15 protein-coding genes and 1 pseudogene are annotated in these 21,907 nt (G+C 61.4%); 11 read left to right on the top strand and 5 right to left on the bottom strand.

The features are described from left to right. Positions 1-55: 55 nt before the first annotated feature. Positions 56-967 (top strand): 5-dehydro-4-deoxyglucarate dehydratase, encoded by a 912-nt coding sequence (gene kdgD / locus OKW20_RS22075; RefSeq protein WP_429175331.1) that lies wholly within the window; start codon positions 56-58, stop codon positions 965-967. A 20-nt stretch (positions 968-987) separates the two neighbouring features. After that, positions 988-2,124: a mandelate racemase/muconate lactonizing enzyme family protein gene (locus OKW20_RS22070; protein WP_429175328.1), complete on the top strand. Its 1,137-nt coding sequence runs from the start codon at positions 988-990 to the stop codon at positions 2,122-2,124. A gap of 135 nt (positions 2,125-2,259) precedes the next feature. Here the strand turns inward: OKW20_RS22070 and OKW20_RS22065 are convergent, their stop codons facing one another. Continuing rightward, on the bottom strand, positions 2,260-3,180 hold the full coding sequence (locus OKW20_RS22065) for a helix-turn-helix domain-containing protein (protein ID WP_043626224.1): 921 nt from the start codon (positions 3,178-3,180) through the stop codon (positions 2,260-2,262). Positions 3,181-3,393: 213 nt separating this feature from the next. Between OKW20_RS22065 and OKW20_RS22060 the strand changes: the two genes are divergently transcribed. The 8 genes from OKW20_RS22060 to OKW20_RS22025 all read left to right on the top strand — a co-directional run bounded on the left by OKW20_RS22060 (position 3,394) and on the right by OKW20_RS22025 (position 14,172). Beyond that, positions 3,394-4,275 carry a carbohydrate ABC transporter permease gene (locus OKW20_RS22060; protein ID WP_429175324.1) on the top strand — a complete coding sequence of 294 codons (882 nt, stop codon included), beginning with the start codon at positions 3,394-3,396 and terminating at the stop codon, positions 4,273-4,275. 4 nt (positions 4,276-4,279) lie between these two features. Then, the gene (locus OKW20_RS22055) at positions 4,280-5,164 is read left to right on the top strand and encodes a carbohydrate ABC transporter permease (RefSeq protein ID WP_043626214.1); all 885 of its coding nucleotides are present in this window, start codon (positions 4,280-4,282) and stop codon (positions 5,162-5,164) included. A gap of 2 nt (positions 5,165-5,166) precedes the next feature. Next, positions 5,167-6,261, top strand: coding sequence for an ABC transporter ATP-binding protein (locus tag OKW20_RS22050; protein WP_043626211.1), 1,095 nt, complete (start codon positions 5,167-5,169; stop codon positions 6,259-6,261). Positions 6,262-6,300: 39 nt separating this feature from the next. Further along, positions 6,301-7,566 carry an ABC transporter substrate-binding protein gene (locus tag OKW20_RS22045; RefSeq protein WP_429175319.1) on the top strand — a complete coding sequence of 422 codons (1,266 nt, stop codon included), beginning with the start codon at positions 6,301-6,303 and terminating at the stop codon, positions 7,564-7,566. Positions 7,567-7,642: 76 nt separating this feature from the next. Next, positions 7,643-9,196 (top strand): glycoside hydrolase family 28 protein, encoded by a 1,554-nt coding sequence (locus tag OKW20_RS22040; RefSeq protein ID WP_429175316.1) that lies wholly within the window; start codon positions 7,643-7,645, stop codon positions 9,194-9,196. Between the two features lie 8 nt (positions 9,197-9,204). After that, a complete protein-coding gene (locus OKW20_RS22035) occupies positions 9,205-10,356 on the top strand; it encodes a glycoside hydrolase family 88/105 protein (protein ID WP_429175312.1) in 1,152 nt (383 codons plus the stop codon). Between the two features lie 313 nt (positions 10,357-10,669). Beyond that, on the top strand, positions 10,670-10,816 hold the full coding sequence (locus tag OKW20_RS22030) for a DUF1127 domain-containing protein (protein ID WP_064817045.1): 147 nt from the start codon (positions 10,670-10,672) through the stop codon (positions 10,814-10,816). 566 nt (positions 10,817-11,382) lie between these two features. After that, positions 11,383-14,172 carry a bifunctional aconitate hydratase 2/2-methylisocitrate dehydratase gene (locus OKW20_RS22025; RefSeq protein WP_429175309.1) on the top strand — a complete coding sequence of 930 codons (2,790 nt, stop codon included), beginning with the start codon at positions 11,383-11,385 and terminating at the stop codon, positions 14,170-14,172. Positions 14,173-14,554: 382 nt separating this feature from the next. Here OKW20_RS22025 and OKW20_RS22020 read toward each other — a convergent pair whose 3' ends face one another. The 4 genes and pseudogenes from OKW20_RS22020 to OKW20_RS22005 all read right to left on the bottom strand — a co-directional run bounded on the left by OKW20_RS22020 (position 14,555) and on the right by OKW20_RS22005 (position 19,820). Next, positions 14,555-15,235 (bottom strand): type 1 glutamine amidotransferase domain-containing protein, encoded by a 681-nt coding sequence (locus OKW20_RS22020; protein ID WP_429175307.1) that lies wholly within the window; start codon positions 15,233-15,235, stop codon positions 14,555-14,557. A 216-nt stretch (positions 15,236-15,451) separates the two neighbouring features. Beyond that, a complete protein-coding gene (locus OKW20_RS22015; protein WP_429175302.1) occupies positions 15,452-16,678 on the bottom strand; it encodes an alanine racemase in 1,227 nt (408 codons plus the stop codon). A gap of 41 nt (positions 16,679-16,719) precedes the next feature. Next, positions 16,720-18,599: pseudogene (locus tag OKW20_RS22010) on the bottom strand (ABC transporter ATP-binding protein). Between the two features lie 267 nt (positions 18,600-18,866). Next, positions 18,867-19,820, bottom strand: a complete 954-nt coding sequence (locus OKW20_RS22005) for a LysR family transcriptional regulator (RefSeq protein ID WP_043610583.1) — start codon at positions 19,818-19,820, stop codon at positions 18,867-18,869. Between the two features lie 124 nt (positions 19,821-19,944). Here OKW20_RS22005 and OKW20_RS22000 point away from each other — a divergent pair, with 124 nt between their 5' ends. After that, complete coding sequence (locus OKW20_RS22000; protein WP_429175298.1) at positions 19,945-21,873, top strand: ABC transporter substrate-binding protein; 1,929 nt, start codon at positions 19,945-19,947, stop codon at positions 21,871-21,873. The last annotated feature ends 34 nt before the right edge of the window (positions 21,874-21,907 follow it).

Genomic DNA, 21,907 nt, shown 5'->3' with positions numbered 1-21,907 from the left:
ATTAGTGTGATGAGCCGGCTATTTGGAGTCATCAACCAAAGAGGAAACCAACGTTATGACCCCTGAGCAAATCAAGGCCGCACTTGGATCGGGCCTGCTTTCGTTCCCGGTGACGCATTTCGATGCGGAGGGTCGTTTTGCGCCCGACAGCTACCGGGCGCATGTCGAGTGGCTGGCCGGCTACAAGGCGCCGGTGCTGTTTGCCGCCGGCGGCACCGGCGAGTTCTTCTCGCTGAAGCCGGAGGAAATCCCCGGCATCGTCCGGGCGGCCAAGGATGTTGCCGGCGACACGGCGATCGTATCGGGCTGCGGCTATGGCACCGAGATGGCGATCGACATCGCCCGCTCGGTCGAGCGCGTGGGCGCCGACGGCATCCTGCTTCTGCCGCACTATCTGATCGATGCGCCGCAGGAAGGGCTTTATGCCCATGTGAAGACGATCTGCCAGTCGGTCGGCATCGGCGTCATGGTCTATAACCGCGACAACGCGGTGTTGCAGGCCGACACGCTGGCGCGGCTCTGCGACGAATGCCCGAACCTGATCGGCTTCAAGGATGGCACCGGCGATATCGGGTTGGTGCGCCAGGTCACCGCCAAGATGGGCGACCGGCTGATGTATCTCGGCGGCATGCCGACGGCGGAACTGTTTGCCGAGGCCTATCTCGGGGCCGGCTTCACCACCTATTCCTCGGCCGTCTTCAACTTCGTGCCGGGCCTTGCCAATGAATTCTATGCCGCCCTTCGCGCCGGCGAGCGCGCCACCTGCGAGCGCATCCTCAACGCGTTCTTTTATCCGTTCATGGCGATCCGCAACCGCGCCAAGGGCTATGCCGTCTCGGCGATCAAGGCCGGCGTGCGGCTGCAGGGTTTTGATGCCGGTCCGGTGCGTGCGCCGCTGAAAGACTTGACCGAGGAGGAGGTCGCCATGCTCGACGCACTGATCGGTGCGAACAAGCGTCGGAAATGAGCGTATTGCGAGGATAGCCCATGAAGATCGTCGCCGTCCGCACCCATCTTCTCGAACATCGGCTGGCCGTGCCGTTCGAAAGCGCCTCCATGCGTTTTGACCGTCGCGCCCATGTGCTGGTCGAGATCGAATGCGACGACGGCACGATCGGCTGGGGCGAGTGCCTCGGCCCGGCGCGGCCCAATGCGGCGGTGGTTGCCGCCTATACGCCCTGGCTGATCGGCCAGGATCCGCGCCAGACCGAAAAGCTCTGGGCGATCCTCTACAATGCGCTGCGCGATCAAGGCCAGCGCGGACTTGCGATCACCGCGCTTTCCGGCATCGACATCGCGCTCTGGGACATCAAGGGCAAACACTACGGCGCCTCCGTCTCCATGCTGCTCGGCGGCCGCTGGCGCGACAGCGTCCGTGCCTATGCCACCGGCAGCTTCAAGCGCGATGGCGTCGACCGCGTTTCCGACAATGCGCTGGAGATGGCGGAACGCCGGGCGCAAGGCTTCCACGCCTGCAAGATCAAGATCGGCTTCGGCATCGAGGAAGACCTGCGGGTCATCCGGGCGGTGCGCGAGGCGATCGGCGACGACATGCGGCTGATGATCGACGCCAACCACGGCTATACCGTCACCGAGGCGATCCGGCTTGGCAAGGGGGCGGCCGACTACGACATCGACTGGTTCGAGGAACCGGTCGTGCCGGAGCAGCTTTCCGCCTATCGCGAAGTGCGTGCCGGGCAGCCGATCCCGGTTGCCGGTGGTGAGACCTGGCATAGCCGCTACGGCATGTGGCCGGCAATCGAGAGCCGCGCGGTCGATATCCTGCAGCCGGATCTTTGCGGCTGCGGCGGGTTCTCGGAGATCGCGAAGATCATGAGCCTTGCGACGATTCATGGCGTTCGCATCGTGCCGCATGTCTGGGGCACCGGCGTGCACATCGCCGCCGCACTGCAGTTCATGGCGGCGATGACGCCCGATCCGGTCCGCGTCAATCCGATCGAGCCGATCCTGGAGTTCGACCGGACGGAAAACCCGTTCCGCCAGGCGGTGCTGAAGACGCCGATCGAGGCGGAGGGCGGTGTCGTTGCCATCCCCGATGCGCCCGGCCTTGGCATCGAGATCGACCGCGACGCACTCGCCCAGTTCAAGATGCCCGGAACGTGAGAGCCAGGTGGACGTGCGTGCCGCATGGGGCCCTGTCCGAACTTACCGGGTCCGAACTTGCCGGGCATGTTCTCCGGCTCGTGGCGAGACACATGGGTGCGTGTCGGTCCGGCTTAGCGCCAAACAAACTCCCAGCTAGTCGCTGGCAAGCCCGTCGGCAAGCATAAGGGCCTGTTCGTGTTCGTCGAGGTGCATGAGGCCACCGTCTCGGCTTTGTCGAACCCTTCTCATGTGATCGCGTGGACTGAGGCCCAGAGTTCGCTTGAACATTCGTGAGAAGTAGTAGGGGTCGGGGTAGCCGACTTCCGCGGCTGCAGAGGAAACCGAAAGCCCTGCTTCGAGAAAGTGCATTGCCCGCTCCATGCGTTTCAGCTCCTGGTATTTGCGCGGTGTACGCGCTACGCGTTTCTGGAACTCCCGCAGGAAGTAATCGCGATTGTAGGGAGATGCTTCGACCGCCTTTGTCGCAATATCCGGGTCGAGCGGATTGGCGGAGATCATCGTTGCCGCCTTCATGACAGCGAGATCGATCGCATCTGCTCCCTCGGGCTGGTAGGTGGCATGGTCTCGCCAGCCGATGAACGCATCTTCGATGAAGGCGATCAGCAGAACCATGAACAGGTGGTGCTGACCAAGCGTCACGGAAGAGGGCGGCGCGCTTTGACGATAGTGGCGCGCCAGCGGCTCAAGCAACCCCCACCGCGCCAGCCTCAGCTTCGGCACCAAATCCATCTGCTCGATCAGGTTGTGACGGCCGTAAATATCAAGTGTGAAATGCTGGGCGAGGCCGAGATATGTTTCCGGTCCCTCGCTCCATCCGATGAAGCGCTGCCCGCGGGAAATCAGCATGGCATCGCCCGGCTCCATCACATGTGGCTCTCCATCGACCAGATAGTGACCGCGCCCTTCAAGGCAGATGACGAGGTCGTCGACCGGGTTCGACTTGTCGATGCGCCAAGTCTGCGAATGCTCCATGCGGATAGCCGCTCGGGTCAGATTAAGCGTCAGCGCCGCCGGCGGAATAGCAGAGAGAATTCCACCTTCAATTTCGTCCATCTTTTTCCTCGCCTTTGTGAATTCATTCTGTGACAAAAATGCGTGAGTGTCATCGCAGAAATGCATGCACGCGCCGCATCGAACTGGGAGGAGATCGGTCAGCGGACAGGGAGGAGGCTACAGCCTTCGCCTGTCTGCACCGTTCCGGGAGCGTAATTTGTACGAAACCGTATCTAAAATGGCCGCTCTTCAGCGCCGTCCGGGAGGGCCGGCATGAAAGGGCAGCGTCTTTTGGGGCTTGGCTATCTGGCGCCCTACATTATCGGCCTGTTGATCTTCACGGCCATTCCGTTCATCGGCTCATTCTATCTGAGCTTCACGAGCTATGACCTGATGAGCGAACCGCGCTGGACAGGTGTCGCCAACTATGAGCGGCTCTTTACCCGCGACCGCACCTTCATCAAGTCGCTCAACGTAACGCTTCTTTACGTCTTCATCACCGTGCCTCTGAAGCTCGCCTTTGCGCTCTTCATCGCGGCCATTCTAAATCATAGGTTGAAGTTCATCGGCTTGTTCCGAACGGCATTCTACGTGCCTTCGATCCTTGGAGGCTCGATCGCGATCGCCGTTCTGTGGCGCTATGTCTTCGCCTCGGAGGGTCTTGCGAACATGGCGCTCGCGACCCTCGGCCTCGCGCCGGTCGATTGGTTCGGCGATCCCGTGAACGCGCTCTTCACGATCACGCTGCTGCGCTGCTGGCAGTTCGGCTCCGCCATGGTGATCTTTCTTGCCGCCCTACAGTCGATCGACAAATCGCTCTATGAAGCGGCCGCGATCGATGGCGCCGGCAAGGTGCGCACCTTCTTCTGGATCACCCTGCCTCTGCTGACGCCCGTCATTTTCTTCAACCTGATCATGCAGATGGTTCAGGCGTTTCAGGAGTTTAACGGTCCTTACATCATCACCCAGGGCGGTCCACTGAAGGCGACCTATCTGCTTCCGCTTTATATCTATGACGAGGCCTTCAAGAAGTTCAACATGGGCTACGCCTCGTCCATCGCCTGGGTGCTCTTCACCATCATTACCGTGCTGACCCTCGTCGCCTTCTGGTCTTCGAAGAAGTGGGTCTATTACGCCGGCGACAAGAGGAGTTGACGAGATGACCGATCTTCAAGTTCTCAACGATCGCCTGGTCGCCCGCAGGGCAAGGCTCCGCCTGATCTCCACGACGGTTCGCTATGTGCTGCTGTTTTCCGTTGGCTTCGTCATGCTCTACCCGCTGATCTGGCTGGTTGGCGCGAGTTTCAAGACGAATTCGGAGATCTTTTCCGGCGCCGGCTTCATGCCGACAAGTCCGACCGCTGACGGCTATGTAAAGGGCTGGCAGACGTCGACGCCCTATACCTTCGGTCGGTTCTTCTGGAATTCCTTCCTGATTATCCTGCCGAAGGTGGTCGGCACGGCGATCTCCTGCACGATGGCGGCCTATGCTTTCGCACGGTTCGACTTTCCGCTGAAGAAGATCCTCTTCGGTTCCGTCATCGCCATCCTGCTCCTGCCAAATGTCGTAACACGCATTCCGCAGTACATTCTTTTCCGCGATCTCGGCTGGCTTGACACGTTTCTACCGCTCTGGGTGCCCTCGGCCTTCGCAGGCGATGCCTTCTTCGTCTTCATGCTGGTGCAGTTCCTGCGCTCGCTTCCGACGGATATGGAAGAGGCGGCTCGTGTCGATGGTGCCAACAGTCTCCAGACTTTGATCTACATCGTCGTTCCCATGCTCGCGCCGGCGCTGATTTCAGTCTGTCTGTTTCAGTTCATGTGGACCATGAACGATTTCCTCGGGCCGCTGATCTACCTGTCTTCGGTCGACAAATATCCCGTGAGCCTCGCGCTCAAACTTTCCATCGACACCACCGAAGCCTTCGAATGGAACCGCATTCTCGCAATGTCGGTGCTGACGATCACACCCGCCTTGGTCGTCTTCTTCGCTGCGCAAAGGTACTTCATTGAAGGGATCTCCTCCGGGGGAGTCAAAGGCTGAACATGGCTAAGGTCCAACTGAAGAATCTCGAGAAGGTCTATGGCAACGCCTTCAAGGCCGTGCACGGCATCAACCTCGATATCGAGGATGGTGAGTTCATGGTCTTCGTCGGCCCCTCCGGCTGCGCCAAATCCACCACGCTGCGCATGGTCGCCGGGCTCGAGGAGATATCGGGAGGCGAGGTCGTGATCGGCGACCAGCGGGTCAACGACTTGCCGCCCGGCAAACGCTCCATCGCTATGGTGTTCCAGAACTACGCGCTCTACCCGCACATGAAGGTGCGCGGTAATCTGGCTTTCGGTCTGAAGATTGCCGGCAAGCCAAGGGCGGAAATCGACGCAGCCATCGATCACGTGGCCAAAATCCTTGAAATCGAGCCGTTGCTCGATCGATTGCCGAAGCAGCTTTCCGGCGGCCAGGCTCAGCGCGTGGCGCTTGGGCGTGCATTGATCAAGAAGCCCGGGGTCTTCCTGTTCGATGAGCCGCTTTCCAATCTCGACGCCAAGCTGCGCGCTTCGATGCGTGTCCGCATCACCGACCTGCACCGCCAGCTCAAGGCCGAAGGCTTATCCTCGACCGTAATTTACGTGACACACGACCAGACCGAGGCGATGACGATGGGCGATCGTATCTGCGTCATGCAGTCGGGTCGCATCATGCAGGTGGCGACGCCGAAGGAACTCTACAATCGCCCGGCGAACCTTTTCGTTGCCGGCTTCATTGGTAGCCCGGAGATGAACCTCATCGATGCAAGGCTCGACGGTGGGGACGTCTCGATCGGCAGCCAGCGTCTGCCACTTGGCCCCAACCTCGAGACGCGGCTTTCGTCGAGGCCCGCTGAGGCCGTGCTCGGCATACGCCCGCAACATCTCTCCCTTGCCGCCGATGGCGCGGCATTTGCGGCGAAGCTGACCAATGCCGAGTTCATGGGGCATGAAGTCTACCTCCACGCCGATCTCGAGGGCCGAAAGTTCGTGAGCGTGGTGGGGGCTGCCGAATTCGAGGCTCTGGGACGCTCGGATGTGATCCGCCTGCGACCGGACCCTGTCCAACTGCATGTTTTCGACAAGACCGATGGCCGCAACGTGTCGCTTTGAGGAGGCGCCGCGTCGTTCAATTCCAAGGAGGAGAAGGCAATGAGAATGACAGCAAAGATCGCCGCGCTTGCCGGCGTCGCATATGGCGCTCTTGCGCTCGCCACGGCAGCGCACGCGGCTGAATTGCGTATGGCGTGGTGGGGTGGCGAGAGCCGCCACGTTGCCACCCAGAAGGCGATCGCGGCGTGCGGTGAAAAATATGGCCATACAGTCAAAGGCGAGTTCACCGGTTTTGACGGCTACCTCGAAAAGCTGACGACCCAAATGGCCGGCAAGACCGAGGCGGACATCGTGCAGGTCAATTGGCCGTGGCTGCCGCTGTTTTCAAGAAATGGCGACGGGTTTGCCGATTTGCGCACACTCAAGGCGATCGACCTTTCCAACTGGAGCGACGCCGATCTCGCGGCAGGCTCCATGAACGGGGTCCTGCAGGGGCTTTCCGTCTCGACCACCGGCCGCGTCTTCTTCTTCAACGCCACGACCTTCGAGAAGGCCGGGGTGCCCATCCCGAAAACCTGGGACGAGTTCTTTGCCGCAACGGCCACGATCAAGGAAAAGCTCGGCAAGGACTACTACACCTTCAACGCCGTCAAGGAGACCGCACAACTTCTAACGACGCTGGCCGTCGTCCAAAAGACCGGCAAGGACCTCGTCGATCCCGAGACCAATCGTGTCGCCTGGACACCGGAGGAACTGGCCGAAGGCATTTCCTTCCTCGGCAAGCTGGTCGAGACCGGCGCCATCCGTTCCCAGAAGGAAGAGGCAGCCGACGGTAACGTCAATCTGTTCGAGAAGCCCGCCTGGGCCGAGGGTAAGGTCGCCGGTTCCTATGAATGGGACTCAACCTATTCCAAGTATGCCGATCCGTTGAAGGACGGTCAGGTGCTGACGCCGGTGCCGATGCTCAAGCTCGCTGACGCGGTAACGGAAGGCGTCTACCGCAAGCCGTCCATGGTGTTCTCGATCTCGAAGAATTCGAAGGACCCGGCGGCGGCGGCTCAAATCGTCAACTGCCTTTTGAACGAACCGGAAGGCATCGATGCGCTCGGCACCTCTCGCGGTCTGCCGGCGTCGAAGGCCGCTGCGGCCCGCCTTGGCGAAAAGGGCGAGCCCGAGGTCCGTGCCGCCAACGCCATCGTGCTCGCCGCAGGCGGTCCGACGGTTTCGCCGTTCAATGAACACCCGGAGATTCGCGCCGCCTTCATCGATACGCTCGAGGAATACGCCTATGGGCAGCTCGATGCCAAGGAGGCGGCAGAACAGATCATCGATACGGTGAACGACGTTCTCGCCAAGTTTGACTGATCGATAAGACTGCCCGCCGCGGCTTGTCGCGGCGGGCGTCACTGCGCCCTGCGGGGAGCCTACACGAGAAGAGATCATGACCCGACCATCCATCATCGCGCTGTCGGCGCGAACGGCGGCGCTTTGCCTGCCGGCACGCGGAGCGCTCTATCGCCTGCCGGCGGCAGCGAAGTGGCGCCTTTCCTCGTCCGACGCGGACGAACAGGTGCGGCAGGGAGAGACCTCTCTTGCTGTGCCGCTTTTGTACGAGCTTCAACCTCGCGCACGTTATCGCTTCGAAGCGGAAGGGTTTGAAGCTGTCGAATTTGACACCCCGTCCTGCGCGGGGCTCGTCGATGCAGGTGATTTCGGTCTCGTTCGCGATATCCATCTTGACGATATCGAGGGCGCACGCCGCAACGCCGCTGCCCTTCGAGAGGCTGTTGCTGCGGTTCCCGAGGGCGGTACGCTCAGGCTGCCGGCCGGGGTGTGGACGGCATTTCCCCTCGCACTCAAGAGCGGCATGACCTTCCATCTTTCCCAAGGGTCAGTCTTGCGGGCGCCTTCGGGTCGGGCCGGATGGCCCGTCCTCGCCGCCCGTGACACGTCCGGCGAGATGTTGGGGAGCTGGGAAGGCCTTCCGGCTGACTGTTTCGCAGCTCCGCTCCATGCCGTTGGCGTGACAGCGCTGACAATCGAGGGGCAAGGGACGCTCGACGGATCCGGCGACAGCGGGGACTGGTGGACCTGGCCGAAAGAAACGCGCGGCGGTGCACGGCGCCCGCGGGGCCTTCATCTCGTCTCCTGCTCCGATGTGACGCTTCTTGGTTTCACCATCCGCAATGCACCGTCCTGGACGATTCATCCGCAGGGCTGCAGACGATTGACGGCGGCAGGGCTTTTCATCTCCGCTCCGGCCGACAGCCCGAACACCGATGGCTTCAATCCCGAAAGCTGCCAGGACGTGACGATCGCAGGCGTGCGCTTTTCCGTCGGGGATGATTGCATTGCCGTTAAAGCCGGCAAGCGCGGCCAGAACGGCGAGGGCGAGCATCTCAGCGAAACGCGGGACGTGCGCGTGAGCCATTGCCTGATGGAGCGCGGTCACGGCGGTCTCGTTATCGGCTCGGAAATGTCCGGCGGCGTGCATGAAGTCGCCGTCGAGAATTGCGCGATGGTCGGTACGGATCGTGGGCTGCGTATCAAGACGAGGCGTGGGCGCGGCGGCGCGATTACCGGTATCACGATGCGCCACGTTCTTATGGATGGCGTCGAGACTGCGCTCTCCGCCAACGCCCACTACCATTGCGATCCGGATGGTCACGACACCTGCGTGCAATCGCGTCGGCCGGCTCCGGTGGATGCGGGTACGCCCATCATCGATGGCGTCACGATCGAGGATGTCGAGATTCGGGATCTAGCCCATGCTGCCGGCGCCTTCCTCGGCTTGCCGGAGGCCCCAATCCGCAACATCAAAATTCGCCGCCTCAAAATTGCGTCCTTCGATCCGAAGGCGGCGGCCGCCCCTCCCATCATGGCTGACCATGTCCGTCCGATGCGCCACGAAACCATCGTCTCGGAACAGGCGGAGGTCGATTGCGACGACCTGGCGCTCCTGAGCGCGGCCGCAATATCAACGTCCTTCGAGTGAGACCTCCCATGAACCCGACCGACTATTTTGACCAGTTTGCGCAGCGCTACCGGCCCTATAAGGGTGGAAGCTGGTGCTACGAGGATGGCTGCCTCTACCGAGGTCTGCAGCTTCTTTTTCAGGCAACGGGCGAGAAGCGTTGGATGGACCATCTGCACCGGCTGGCCGATCGGCAAATTGGGGCGGATGGTACGCTCCTCGGCTACGATCCGGCGGAATACAACATCGACCACATCTTGGCGGGCCGACCGCTCTTCGCCTTGGCCAGGGATACGGGCGACAGCCGGTACCTCGCGGCGGCAGAACAACTGGCCGGCCAACTCGAAGGCCATCCGCGGATTCCTCAAGGCAACTACTGGCACAAGCAGCGTTATCCCCATCAGGTCTGGCTTGACGGGCTCTACATGGGCTTGCCGTTTCAAATCGAATATGCGCTCGCCACTGACAAGCCGTGGTTGATTGCTGACGCTCTCCGGCAATTTTCGACGGCGCTTTCGCTAACGGCGACCCCGGCCGGCCTTTATGTCCATGGCTACGACGACAGCCGAAAACAGCGGTGGTCCGATCCGGAGACAGGCAAATCGCCTGCCGTCTGGGCACGCGCTGTTGGCTGGCTGGCCATGGCACTCGTGGATGCGCTGGCGCTTCTCCCTGACGACGAAATCTCCCGCCCTCATCGGTTGCGGGCACGCCAGCTTTTGGGGGAGCTCATGGCGCGGCAGACATCGTCTGGTCTGTGGATGCAGGTGCTCGACGCACCGAACCTTAAAGGCAACTACGAGGAAAGCTCTGCCTCCGCCATGTTTGCCTATGCGTTGATCCGCGCTGCACGTCTTGGCCTCGTCGAACCCGATCGGGTGCTAGAGACCATCGCGGCCGGGCGCCGCGCCCTCGGCGCTTTGCTCTCCATGCGGCTCGTTGCCGACACCGAGGGCATAACCAGGATGACGACGATCGTCTGCGTTGCAGGTCTCGGGGGCTTCGAAGGCACGTACAGGGACGGTACGCCCCGCTACTACCTCGCAGAACGGGTGGTGTCCGACGATCCCAAGGGTGTCGGTCCGCTGATGATGGCCTTCGCCGAAAGTGTCATCGATCAGTCGCTCTCACCTGGCATGAGCGTCACCGGCCAGCGCAGCCGCGCAGATCTCTCCGGGTAATTGTCGGGGAAGCCGGCATCGTACACCAAGCAGGGAGACGGCACGTGCTGTGCCAAGTCGCGTAGGACAGGCTGAAAGCCATCAATCGGGGCGGCAGCCATGTTTTTACCCAAAGGACATATAGCGCCCGGCTCACAATGGTGTGTGGCCATCGCCGTTGGCTCGTCGAGCGCCTATGCATTTCCCACATGGGAGCGCTGAGTTTTGAGCGCTGCAACTTACGGAAAGCCTGAGCTATAAGGTGTTCATCGAAGTGAACGAGGCGCCACGGACTGGCAGCCAGGCTTCGAAAGCCCATTGAAAGGGGGATCAAATGAACATCGCACGCTCCATCAACAACTGGCGCAAGTACCGTCAGACGGTCACCGAACTGGGCCGCATGTCGAACCGCGAACTTCGCGACCTCGGCATCGAACGGGCCGACATCGACCGCGTTGCACGCACGGCCTTCGCCCGCTAAGGCGAACCACATAGACTGAAGAATTGCCAAGCGCCTGCATCTCCTGCGGGCGCTTTTGCTTTTTGAGGTCATGGCGTTTGACTGGCGAGAGGAACGGCAGACGTTTCAGGCTGGTTCGCCCACAAAATCGTCCAAAAGAAAACCCCGCCGGGGAAGGCGGGGCAAGGCTCGCGCCCAGTTGGCTCTGGGACGCGGGGAAGAAACTCCATCAAAAGACAGACACGCGCACATAGCGAAGAATGAAGCGCCACGGGAAGGTCACTTTCCGCGAATCCGGTACGTTGTCGCTAATATATCAATCGCTTAACTGTGGGCCTGACTCAATGAGAAGTCAGGGCCATATCGCCCATGTAGGAAATCGAAGTTTGCCATAATCCAATCCGATGCGCGTTCAAGGCAACGTCTAGCCCATTAAACTTGAATGCAAACCACCACTTTTTAACGCGGTTGCGGTATCTTGTCAGCCGGCGTTGGTTGACGTAGTCGAGGCGTATAACCACCTCAGCCAGCAAAGCTGTTCAACGAACGGCATTGGACGGCACATACCTCTAAACGTTGAGATAGCGATGACCCTTTACCTCGATTACCTGGCTGAGATCAAAAGCAGAGAAAGTCAAAAGCTCGCTCCCAAACCGATCGATGACGGCGGGCTCGTGGCCGAAATCATTGCGCTGATCGAGGACGCTGGCAACGGGCACCGGGCGGATGCCCTGAAATTCTTCATCTACAATACGCTGCCGGGCACGACGAGTGCGGCTGGCGTCAAGGCCGCGTTCCTGAAGAAGATCATCCTTGGCGAAACGGTAGTTTCCGAGATTTCCCCGGCATTCGCTCTGGAGCTGCTCTCGCACATGAAGGGTGGTCCCTCGGTCGAAGTGCTCTTGGACATTGCCCTTGGCGATGACGCCGCAATAGCCAGGCAGGCCGGTGAAGTGCTAAAAACGCAGGTCTTCCTCTACGATGCCGACATGTTCCGGCTGCGTGACGCCTTCAAGGCGGGCAATGCGATCGCAAAGGGCGTTCTGGAGAGCTACGCCAAAGCCGAGTTCTTCACAAAGCTCCCGGAGGTCGAGGACGAGATCAAGGTCGTGACCTTTATCGCTGCCGAAGGCGATATCTCTACCGACCTTCTGTCTCCCGGCAATCAAGCGCACTCGCGCTCGGACCGCGAACTGCACGGCCAGTGCATGATCACGCCCGAGGCGCAGCAGGAAATCGTGGCGTTGCAAAAGCAGCATCCGGACAAGCGGGTGATGATGATCGCCGAAAAGGGCACCATGGGCGTGGGCTCGTCGCGCATGTCGGGCGTCAACAACGTGGCGCTCTGGACGGGTAAGCAGGCCAGCCCCTACGTGCCCTTCGTCAACTACGCCCCGGTCGTTGCAGGCACCAACGGTATCTCGCCGATCTTCGCGACAACCGTCGACGTAACCGGCGGCATCGGTATCAACCTGAAGAACTGGGTCAAAAAGACAGGTGAAGACGGCAAGCCGATCCTCAACAATGACGGCAATCCGATCCTGGAACAGAAGTTCTCCGTCGAGACCGGCACCGTTCTTTCGTTGGACGTGAAGAACAAGAAACTCCGCGACGAGGCCGGCCAGGAACTGGTCGACGTCGCTTCCGCCTTTACGCCGCAGAAGATGGAGTTCATGAAGGCGGGCAGCTCCTATGCCATCGTCTTCGGCAAGAAGCTTCAGACCTTTGCCGCCCAGACCCTTGGCGTCGAGGCGACCCCGGTCTTTGCCCCGAACAAGGAAATCACCGTCGAAGGTCAGGGCCTGACCGCGGTCGAGAAGATCTTCAATCGCAACGCCGTCGGCGTGACGCCGGGCAAGACGCTTCATGCGGGCTCCGACGTGCGGGTGAAGGTGAACATCGTCGGCTCGCAGGACACGACCGGTCTGATGACCGCGCAGGAACTGGAGGCGATGGCGGCCACCGTCATCTCGCCGCTCGTGGACGGCGCCTATCAGTCGGGCTGCCACACGGCCTCGGTCTGGGACAAGAAGGCGCAGGCAAACATCCCGAAGCTCATGAGCTTCATGAACAATTTCGGCCTGATCACCGCCCGTGACCCGAAGGGCGTCTACCATTCGATGACGGACGTGATCCACAAGGTATTGAACGACATCACCGTGGATGACTGGGCGATCATCATCGGCGGCGACAGCCACACCCGCATGTCCAAGGGCGTCGCATTCGGCGCGGACTCCGGCACTGTGGCGCTGGCGCTTGCCACCGGCGAAGCGACCATGCCGATCCCGCAATCGGTCAAGGTGACCTTCAAGGGCACCATGCAGCCTTACATGGACTTCCGCGACGTAGTGCACGCGACCCAGGCGCAGATGCTCAAGCAGTGTGGCGACAACGTCTTCCAGGGTCGCATCATCGAAGTCCACATCGGCACGTTGCTCGCCGACCAGGCCTTCACCTTCACCGACTGGACGGCCGAGATGAAGGCCAAGGCCTCGATCTGCATCTCGCAGGACGAGACGCTGATCGAGTCGCTCGAAATCGCCAAGTCGCGCATCCAGATCATGATCGACAAGGGCATGGAAAACGCCGCCGGTACGCTGAAGGGCCTTATCGCCAAGGCCGATGCGCGCATCGCCGAGATCCGCTCGGGCGAGAAGCCGGCGCTGGCTCCCGATGCCAACGCGAAGTACTTCGCCGAAGTCGTTGTCGACCTGGACGTGATCGACGAGCCGATGATCGCCGACCCCGATGTCAACAACGCCGACGTGTCCAAGCGCTACACCCACGACACGATCCGTCCGGTTTCTTACTACGGCGGCGCCAAGAAGGTGGACCTCGGCTTCGTCGGCTCGTGCATGGTGCACAAGGGCGACATGAAGATCGTCGCGCAGATGCTGAAGAACATCGAGAAGCTGGAAGGTAAGGTGGAGTTCAAGGCGCCGCTCGTCGTCGCTGCGCCGACCTACAACATCATCGACGAGCTGAAGGCCGAAGGCGATTGGGACATCCTGCAGAAGTATTCGGGCTTCGAATTCGACGACCTGAAGCCGAAGACTGCGAACCGGACCGAATACGAGAACATCCTCTATCTCGAACGTCCGGGCTGCAACCTGTGCATGGGCAACCAGGAAAAGGCGGAGAAGGGCGATACGGTTCTGGCAACCTCCACCCGTCTGTTCCAGGGGCGGGTCGTTGAAGATACGGCCGAGAAGAAGGGTGAATCGCTGCTGGCCTCGACCCCGGTCGTGGTGCTGTCAGCGATCCTTGGCCGCACGCCGAGCATGGATGAGTACCGAACCGCTGTTGACGGGATTGACCTGACGAAGTTCGCTCCGCCGAAAGCGACGCCAATCGATTCCTTGTCGGTCCATTATTAAGGCTTTGAGGGCCTGAGTGGCATTGTTGACGCCGACTAGCCTCATAGCGGGGATACTCCCCGCTGTGAGGCGCGGGATGCGAAGTCATTGGCGTGCGCTCGATGCCGTGTAGGAAGCGGTCGCCCACCACTTCCTACAACTGCCGCAGCCCTCGGAAGTCCTCAGCCTTGACCGTCGACGATGCCTTGACTTCGATGCCCACCGGGAATTGTCGTCGCAGGCCTATGGCTAAGACAGCGCCCAGGGATGTGGACCTTTGTAAGGCGCCGCCTGTAACCAAGTCCACGCTGGGCGCGGCCTGCCGTTGAACGCCGGCGAGCACTGCCCTAGCGAAGGCCAGGCGGCTGTTCTTGCTGGCGACGCGCCTCGATCCATTCTCCGATCACGGTTTCAAGGCGGCCAGGAGGGCTTTTGCCGTTTCGCCAGACGAGGCGGGATTCTGGCCGGTGATGAGCCGGCCATCGACGACTGCGTGAACGCCCCAGTCCTTCACCTTCGAGAAAACGGCGCCGAGATCGAGCAACTCGTCTTCCACCAGGAAGGGCACGACCTCTGTCAGGCCGACGGCCGCTTCCTCGGAATTGGTAAAACCGGTGACCCTTCGACCGTTTACGAAAGGTGTGCCGTCCGAGTTCTTGACGCGGTGCAGAACGCCGGGGGCGTGGCATACGAGGGCAATCGTCTTGCCCGCCGCAATGAAGGCTTCGAGCAGCCTGATCGAGTTTCCGTCCTCGGCGAGATCCCACATCGGACCGTGACCACCGGGATAGAAGACGGTGTCGAAGTCCTTGTGGTTGACGCTGTCGAGGCGAACCGTCTCGGCGAGCTGGGCCTTGGCTTCCCGGTCAGCCTTGAAGCGACGAGTGAGATCGGTCTCGAACATCAGTTCATCGCTCTTCGGGTCGAGTGGCGGTTGGCCGCCCTTGGGCGATGCAAGGGTGATTTCGGCCCCGGCATCCTTAAAGACGTAATAGGGAGCCGCCAGCTCTTCGAGCCAGAACCCTGTCTTCTTGCCGGTGTTGCCGAGGGTGTCGTGCGAAGTGAGGACCATTAGGACCTTCATGGATCATATCCTTTGCACTGGAGGAGTAGATTTGAAGTCCGACCAGCCGCGTCGGCTTCTCGATGCACTGACATTGGCGTCGCAATGACATCTGGGAGATCTAGGTCGCAGAAACCAGCAATCCATCTTGATGATGGATAAAGAATCGAGATCTTCAGATCGCTCACGGGTGGCGATCAATCGCCGCCCAAATGACCGAAAAGGCCGGTGCGCTCTTCAGGTCTGACCGTTGCGGGCGTCGACCGACAGGCTGGCTGCGGTGCCATCTGCGCGCGCCAGGACGAAATTGTCGAAGTTGGCGATCGAGGCGCAGGAATGGTTGGGGAATACGCGCACGCGGCTGCCGAGCGGCAAGGGGCGCCCGGAATAGGGGACGAACCCGTGTTCCTCGGACAGTCGCTCGAGCGTCCACAGGCCGGTTTCGCCATCGCCTTCGGCGCTGACGATCGTGCCAAACCCTGCGCCACCCATGCCATGTGCGCCGCGATCGGAGCTCATGGATTTCGAACCGGCGTCGATGATGAAGTGCGTGTCGTTGGAGGCAACGACGCGGGCGACGACTGAAAGCGCGAGGTCGTCGGCGGTGCAGATGCCAAGCCGAAGGGCGGTGCCGTCCAGAAAGACATAGTTTCCGGGACGGATGTAGTCGACTTCCTGCGGCAGCGGTGCACCGAGGCAAGTCGGCGTTGCGCCGACGGAAATGCAATCGACTGCGATTCCGCGTTGCCGAAGTCGGTCGGCGAGGCCGGCGAGGGCCTCCGCCTCGTCGCGGGCGATCGTGGCAAGAGCATGCGGCTCCGGAGCGGCGTAGGCATGTCCGGCATGCGAAAGCAGTCCCGCAAATCGCAAACCGGGGGTGCCGGCGATCCTTGCGCACAGTTCAGGCGCTGCCGGGTCATCGGGTTTGAGGCCGACGCGGCCGAGGCCAACGTCGACTTTGAGGAACACGCCGATCTCGACGCCGTGCCGGCTGGCGGCCTCCGACAGCGCATCGACACCTGTTTCGCTTGCCGTAATCGTGCGCAGTTCCACGCCCCGCGCCTTGACCGCAGGCAGTAGGTGATCGAGCGACGCCGCGCGGACGATGGGATAGGCCAGAATGATCGACGGAATCCCGGCTTCGGCAAAGACCAGCGCTTCGCTGGGCTTGGAGGCGGTGATACCGCGCGCACCTGCGGCCAGCTGTTGCCGGGCGATGTGGAGGCTCTTGTGCGTCTTCACATGCGGAAACATTGCCACGCCGGCTGCATCGGCGCGCTGCTGCATGGCCTTGATATTGCGGGTGAGTCGTTTCTCGTCGACCTCGATATAGGGTGTCGGTCGCTCGGCGGCCGCTGGACGCAGGAACCCTGTGGCCTTGGTCCCGCTTGCGCTGTCGCTGATATCTGTCGCCGCTAGGCCGGCAGCGCTGGCAGCCGGTTGCGTCACTTCGAAAGTGCTCATGATGGGATACTCTGATCTGGAATGGCGTATCGCGGCTACTGTCAGCCGGTTGCGACCTGGCGCACGTAGTGGGTCGATGAGATTTGCCGCATCGGCAGTTCGCGCGGCACGAAGTCCGGCGCACGCACCGCACTTGGGATTTCGTCGGACATCGGCTGGCGCCCTTCCGGACGGCGCGTCGGATCGGCAATTGGCACGGTCGATAGCAGCTTGCGGGTATAGGGGTGCTGCGGATTGCCGAAGACCGAGCGGCGATCGCCAATCTCGACGATTTCGCCGAGATACATGACCGCAACGCGGTGAGCGATACGCTCGACCACTGCCATATCGTGGCTGATGAACAGAAGGGCGATCTGCATCTCGCGCTGCAGGTCCATGAGCAGGTTGATCACCTGCGCCTGGATCGTCACGTCGAGCGAAGCGACCGCTTCGTCGGCGACGATGAGGCGCGGCTTGAGGGCAAGCGCCCGGGCGATACAGATGCGCTGGCGCTGCCCGCCGGAAAACGCATGCGGATAGCGCTCGAGATGCTCAGGTGAAAGCTCTACCTTTGCCAGAAGTTCGGCGGCGCGCGCGCGCATGTCCCCGGTCGAGCCCAGCTTGTGGACCCGCATCGGATCCGTCAGCGATTGCTCGATCGTCATGCGCGGGTTGAGCGAAGAAAACGGATCCTGGAAGACCATCTGCGCTTCGCGCCGAAATCGCGCGAGGACAGCGCGCGGCGCGCCGATCAGTTCTGTTCCATCAAAGCGGATGGAGCCAGATCGCGGTCGATCGAGCTGCATGAGCGAGCGGGCGACGGTCGACTTGCCGCAGCCGGATTCACCGACCAGCGCCAGGGTCTCACCGGGAAAAATATCGAAGGAGACGTTCTCCACTGCGTGCACCCGGCCGGAGACGTGGCCGAACAGCCCGGCCTTGAGATCGAAGCGCGTCACCAGGTTTCGCACCTCGACGAGTGGGCGAGGGGCTGGCGTCATATGAGCCGGTGCGTTCATTGTGTCGCCTCCGCGGGCTGCCGCTCCGGTTCAAACACCAGCAGCGGAAATTTCTCCGGCGCATCCTTGTCGGCCATGCTGCCGAGGCGCGGCACGGCGGAAATCAGGGCGCGTGTATAGGCATGCTTCGGCTTGGCGAAGATGTCATAAACCGAACCCGTCTCGACGATTTCACCCTTGAGCATCACGCAGACCCGGTCGGCGACTTCCGCAACGACGCCCATGTCGTGGGTAATGAACAGCACCGACATGCCGATTTCGCGCTGGAGGGCGCGAACCAGATCGAGGATCTGCGCCTGAATGGTCACGTCGAGCGCGGTCGTCGGCTCGTCGAGGATCATCAGCGATGGGCGGCAGGCAAGCGCAATGGCGATCATGACGCGCTGGCGCATGCCGCCGGAGAGCTGGTGAGGATACTGGTCGAGCCTGCGCTCCGCATCGGGCACCCGCACGAGCTTCAGGGTGTTGAGTGCGATCTGGCGCGCTTCTTCGGGTTTCTTGTTCTGGTGATGGATCACCGCTTCGGCAATCTGGTCGCCGACGGTAAAGACCGGGTTCAGGCTGGACATCGGGTCCTGGAACACGATCGAGATGTCCGCGCCGCGAAGGGCTTCGACCCGCTTTTCCGACAATGTCGCGAGATCGGCGACCTTGCCGTCCTTCAAGCGCATCAGCACCCGTCCGCCGGTGATCGCCGCGCCGTCATATTCCGTCAGCCGCATGATCGTCATGGCAGTCACCGATTTGCCGGATCCGGACTCGCCGACCAGCGCGACGGTCTCGCCGCGCGCGATGCGGAAGGAGACGCCTCGCACCGCGCGCAGCTGGGAGCGGGTGCCGGCCGCGAAGGAAACCTCAAGGTCTTCCACGGATAGGATGACATCCTCGGGCAGTTCAGGGGGCGCGGATTTTTGCAGGAACATCAGCACATAGACCCGATTTCGAGGGGACGTTGCCCTGTCAGGTCTCGCAACGGGGTTGCATCCTGTCAATATGCCCGGATTGCGGAGAATGCCCTGGGAGGTTGGCCGTCAGTGCCCGGGCGGCATCCGAGCGGCTTCCGGCCGTGCCACAAAACCGAGTGAAATCAATGTGTCGCGAATCTGGCAATCGAAACTATGCGCTTTCTGCATCGTGTCGCCTGTCTTCGCATATGGTCTCGGTCGGGCGATTTCGGTCATGACGGTGCCTCAGGCGGCGTCGATGCCGGCATCGAATCCGTTCTTGTACTGTGGCAGTGCCGCACACTGCTTGAGATGCTGCCACAACGCATCGCTGTCGGCGCTACCAGGGCCGGCGCGCCTGAAGATGCGGATCTCCATTTCGAGCGACATTTGTGGCCCGCCGATCTGGACGAGGCGGCCTTGGCGCAGGGCTTCCGCCACACAGATCTGCGGCAGCCAGGCGACGCCCCGCCCGGCGACGGCCATGTGCTTCAGGCCGTCGGCAAGGCCCGACTGGTAGACCGTGCTGAGGTTGAGCGGGCGCCGCCAGCGGGATTGGATGAGCGTTGCCAGCTTGCCGATGTAACCGTCGCTCCAGGAATAGGCGAGGTAGGGAATTTCCGTGGTTTCAGGCCCGTCGATGTCGAATAGCGGCCGGCCGCTGTCATCCGTTCCAGAGACGAGAATGAGCCGATCCTTGCCGATCTGCAGGGATTCGAATGGACCGCCTTCCAGCACCGGCGGGCCATCGGGATGCACATAGGTGATGGCGAAATCGCACTGGCCCGAACATAGGTGATCTATGCTTTCAAGGAAGTCGGCGGCATGCATGCTGGTGCGAAGCGGCATCCGCGAGATGAGCGGCGAGCCGATCCATCTCGGGAAAAAATACATCGCCAGCGTATGCAGCGAGGTAAATGTCAGCATGGCCGAGCTTTCGCCCGCGACATTGCGGCAATCGGTGCGCAGCCGGTAGGCCTCGCGCACGAGACGCTGGCAACCCGGAAGGAACATCGTTCCCGCCCGTGTCAGTTGAACAGGATAGGTGCTGCGGTCGATCAGGTCCGCGCCGATCCAGTTCTCAAGCGATTTGATGCGGCGACTGAAGGCAGGCTGCGAAATGTTGCGTGCCGTCGCCGCCGTCGAGAAATTCCGCGTGGCGGCAATTTCGAGAAAATCTTCAAGCCATTGCAGTTCCATGCCGGCCCTCATGCGTGTTTTGCATAGTCTATCCTAATTACACATTGGACAGACCTGCAAGGGCTCTTCTAGCCTCCCCTATAACGAGAAGAAAAACTTCCGCCTCCACCAAATGGGAACAACGATGAAACGCACCTTAGCCCTAGCTCTCTGCTTGGGGCTCGGCATCGCGGCTGCGCCCGCTATGGCCGAGACCAAGAACCCCGGCACCTTCGTCTTCATGTGGACTGACGACATCCAGTCGTTCGATCCGGCCTATATCGCCAACACGCCGAGCTCCTACGGCTCGCTCAACATCTACAGCCGGTTGCTGAACTTCAACGGCTCGAAGATTTCCGAGTTCGTGCCGTCGCTCTCGACCGAAGTGCCGTCGCTCGAGAACGGCCTCATCAAGCAGGCGGCCGATGGCTCCGTCAGCTACACCTTCCCGATCCGCAAAGGCGTTCTTGCTCACAAGGTCGGGATCAAGGGCGCTGACGGCAAAGTCACCTGGGAGTACTACGACAAGCTGACTGACGCCCAAAAGGCGACGATCGAGCCGGGCTACGGCCAGATCACGCCGGAAGACGTGCGCTACTCGCTGCTGCGCGCCATTCTCCAGGGCCAGTCGTGGATGTCGAATGCGATCACCGAAGTGATCACCGCCGGCAAATACACCGACATCGCCAAGTGGGTGGAGACCGAAGGCGAGGTCAAATCCATCAATGACGCCACCCCCGAGGTTTTGCGCAAGGTCTATGACGAGCTCGCCTCGCAGATCGTCGTCGACGGTGATAATGTCACGCTGAAACTGCCCAAGTCGTTTCCGGCGACGCTCGGCGTAATCGCGCTGCCCTTCGGCACCTCGATCGTCGACAAGGAATGGGTTGCATCTGTCGGCGGCTGGGATGGTTCCGGCGACACTTGGAAGGCCCATTACCGGCCGGAGCTTGGCGCCAATCCGCTGTTTGCCGAAGAAAACGGCACCGGGCCATTCATGCTCGAGGAATGGGACCGGACCGACCGGCGCATTACCCTGAAGCGCTTCGATAATTACTTCATGGGCCCCGCCAAGCTTGAGCGCGTGGTCATGCGCACCGTGCCGGAATGGACGACGCGGCGCCTGCAGCTTCTGTCCGGTGACGCCGATTTCGTCACCGCCCCGGTCGAATTCATCGACGAACTCAGCAAGACCGAAGGCGTGAAAGTCATTGACGGCCTGCAGAAGGTATTTTCGCGCGGCGCCTTCTTTGCCTGGCCGCTCGACGACAACGACAATCCGGCAATCGGCAGCGGCAAGCTGGACGGTGCCGGCATTCCCCCGGACTTCTTTGCCGATATCGACGTGCGCAAGGGCTTCAACTACGCCCAGAACTACGATGCGCTGCTGACCCAGGTGTTGCTCAACAAGACCGTGCAGTCGCGCGGCCCGACCGTGCGCGGCATCATGGGCTACCGCCCGGATTCACCTGTCTACAGCTATGATCCCGCCAAGGCCGAAGAACACTTCAAGAAGGCGTTTGGCGGTAAGCTCTGGGACACAGGCTTTGCCTTCACCGCCTATGTGACCGAAGGCAATCCGCAGCTGACCGCAGCACTTTCGGCGCTGCAGCAGGGCCTGTCGCGCATCAATCCGAAGTTCAAGATGCAGATCCAGGCGCTGCCCTGGGCCTCCGTTTCGGACAAGCTCAACAACCGCGAAAAGCCGGCAGCACCCTTGACGGTGATGGGTTGGGGGCCTGACTATTCAGACCCGGGTGGTCCGCTCGGCGCCGCCAGCTACTACCTCTCGCCCACGGGTCTCGTCGGCGGCATGGTCGGCCAGGGCTACCGCGACCTGATGGCGGAGAAGTTCAAACCGCTCTTGGACGAAGCCTGGGCCTCGGTCGACCCCGCCGTGCGCGAGCCGATCTACGCCAAGCTGCAGGAAATGTCTTACGAATACGCCACCACCCAGTTCCTCTGGGAAGACTTCGGCTACGTCGTCACCCGCAGCAATATCGATGGTTATGTCGACAACATGATCCTCTACGGTGCGTGGGACTTCTACCCGGTCACCAAGGCCAACGACTGATTGGCCAGGGCTGCCGGGTGGCGATCCCGCCCGG

It is taken from the genome of Ensifer sp. LBL, from assembly GCF_050435225.1.
Lineage (GTDB): Bacteria > Pseudomonadota > Alphaproteobacteria > Rhizobiales > Rhizobiaceae > Ensifer.
The sequence above is the reverse complement of the archived record's forward strand: the minus strand, read 5'-3'. Positions and strand labels throughout refer to the sequence as shown.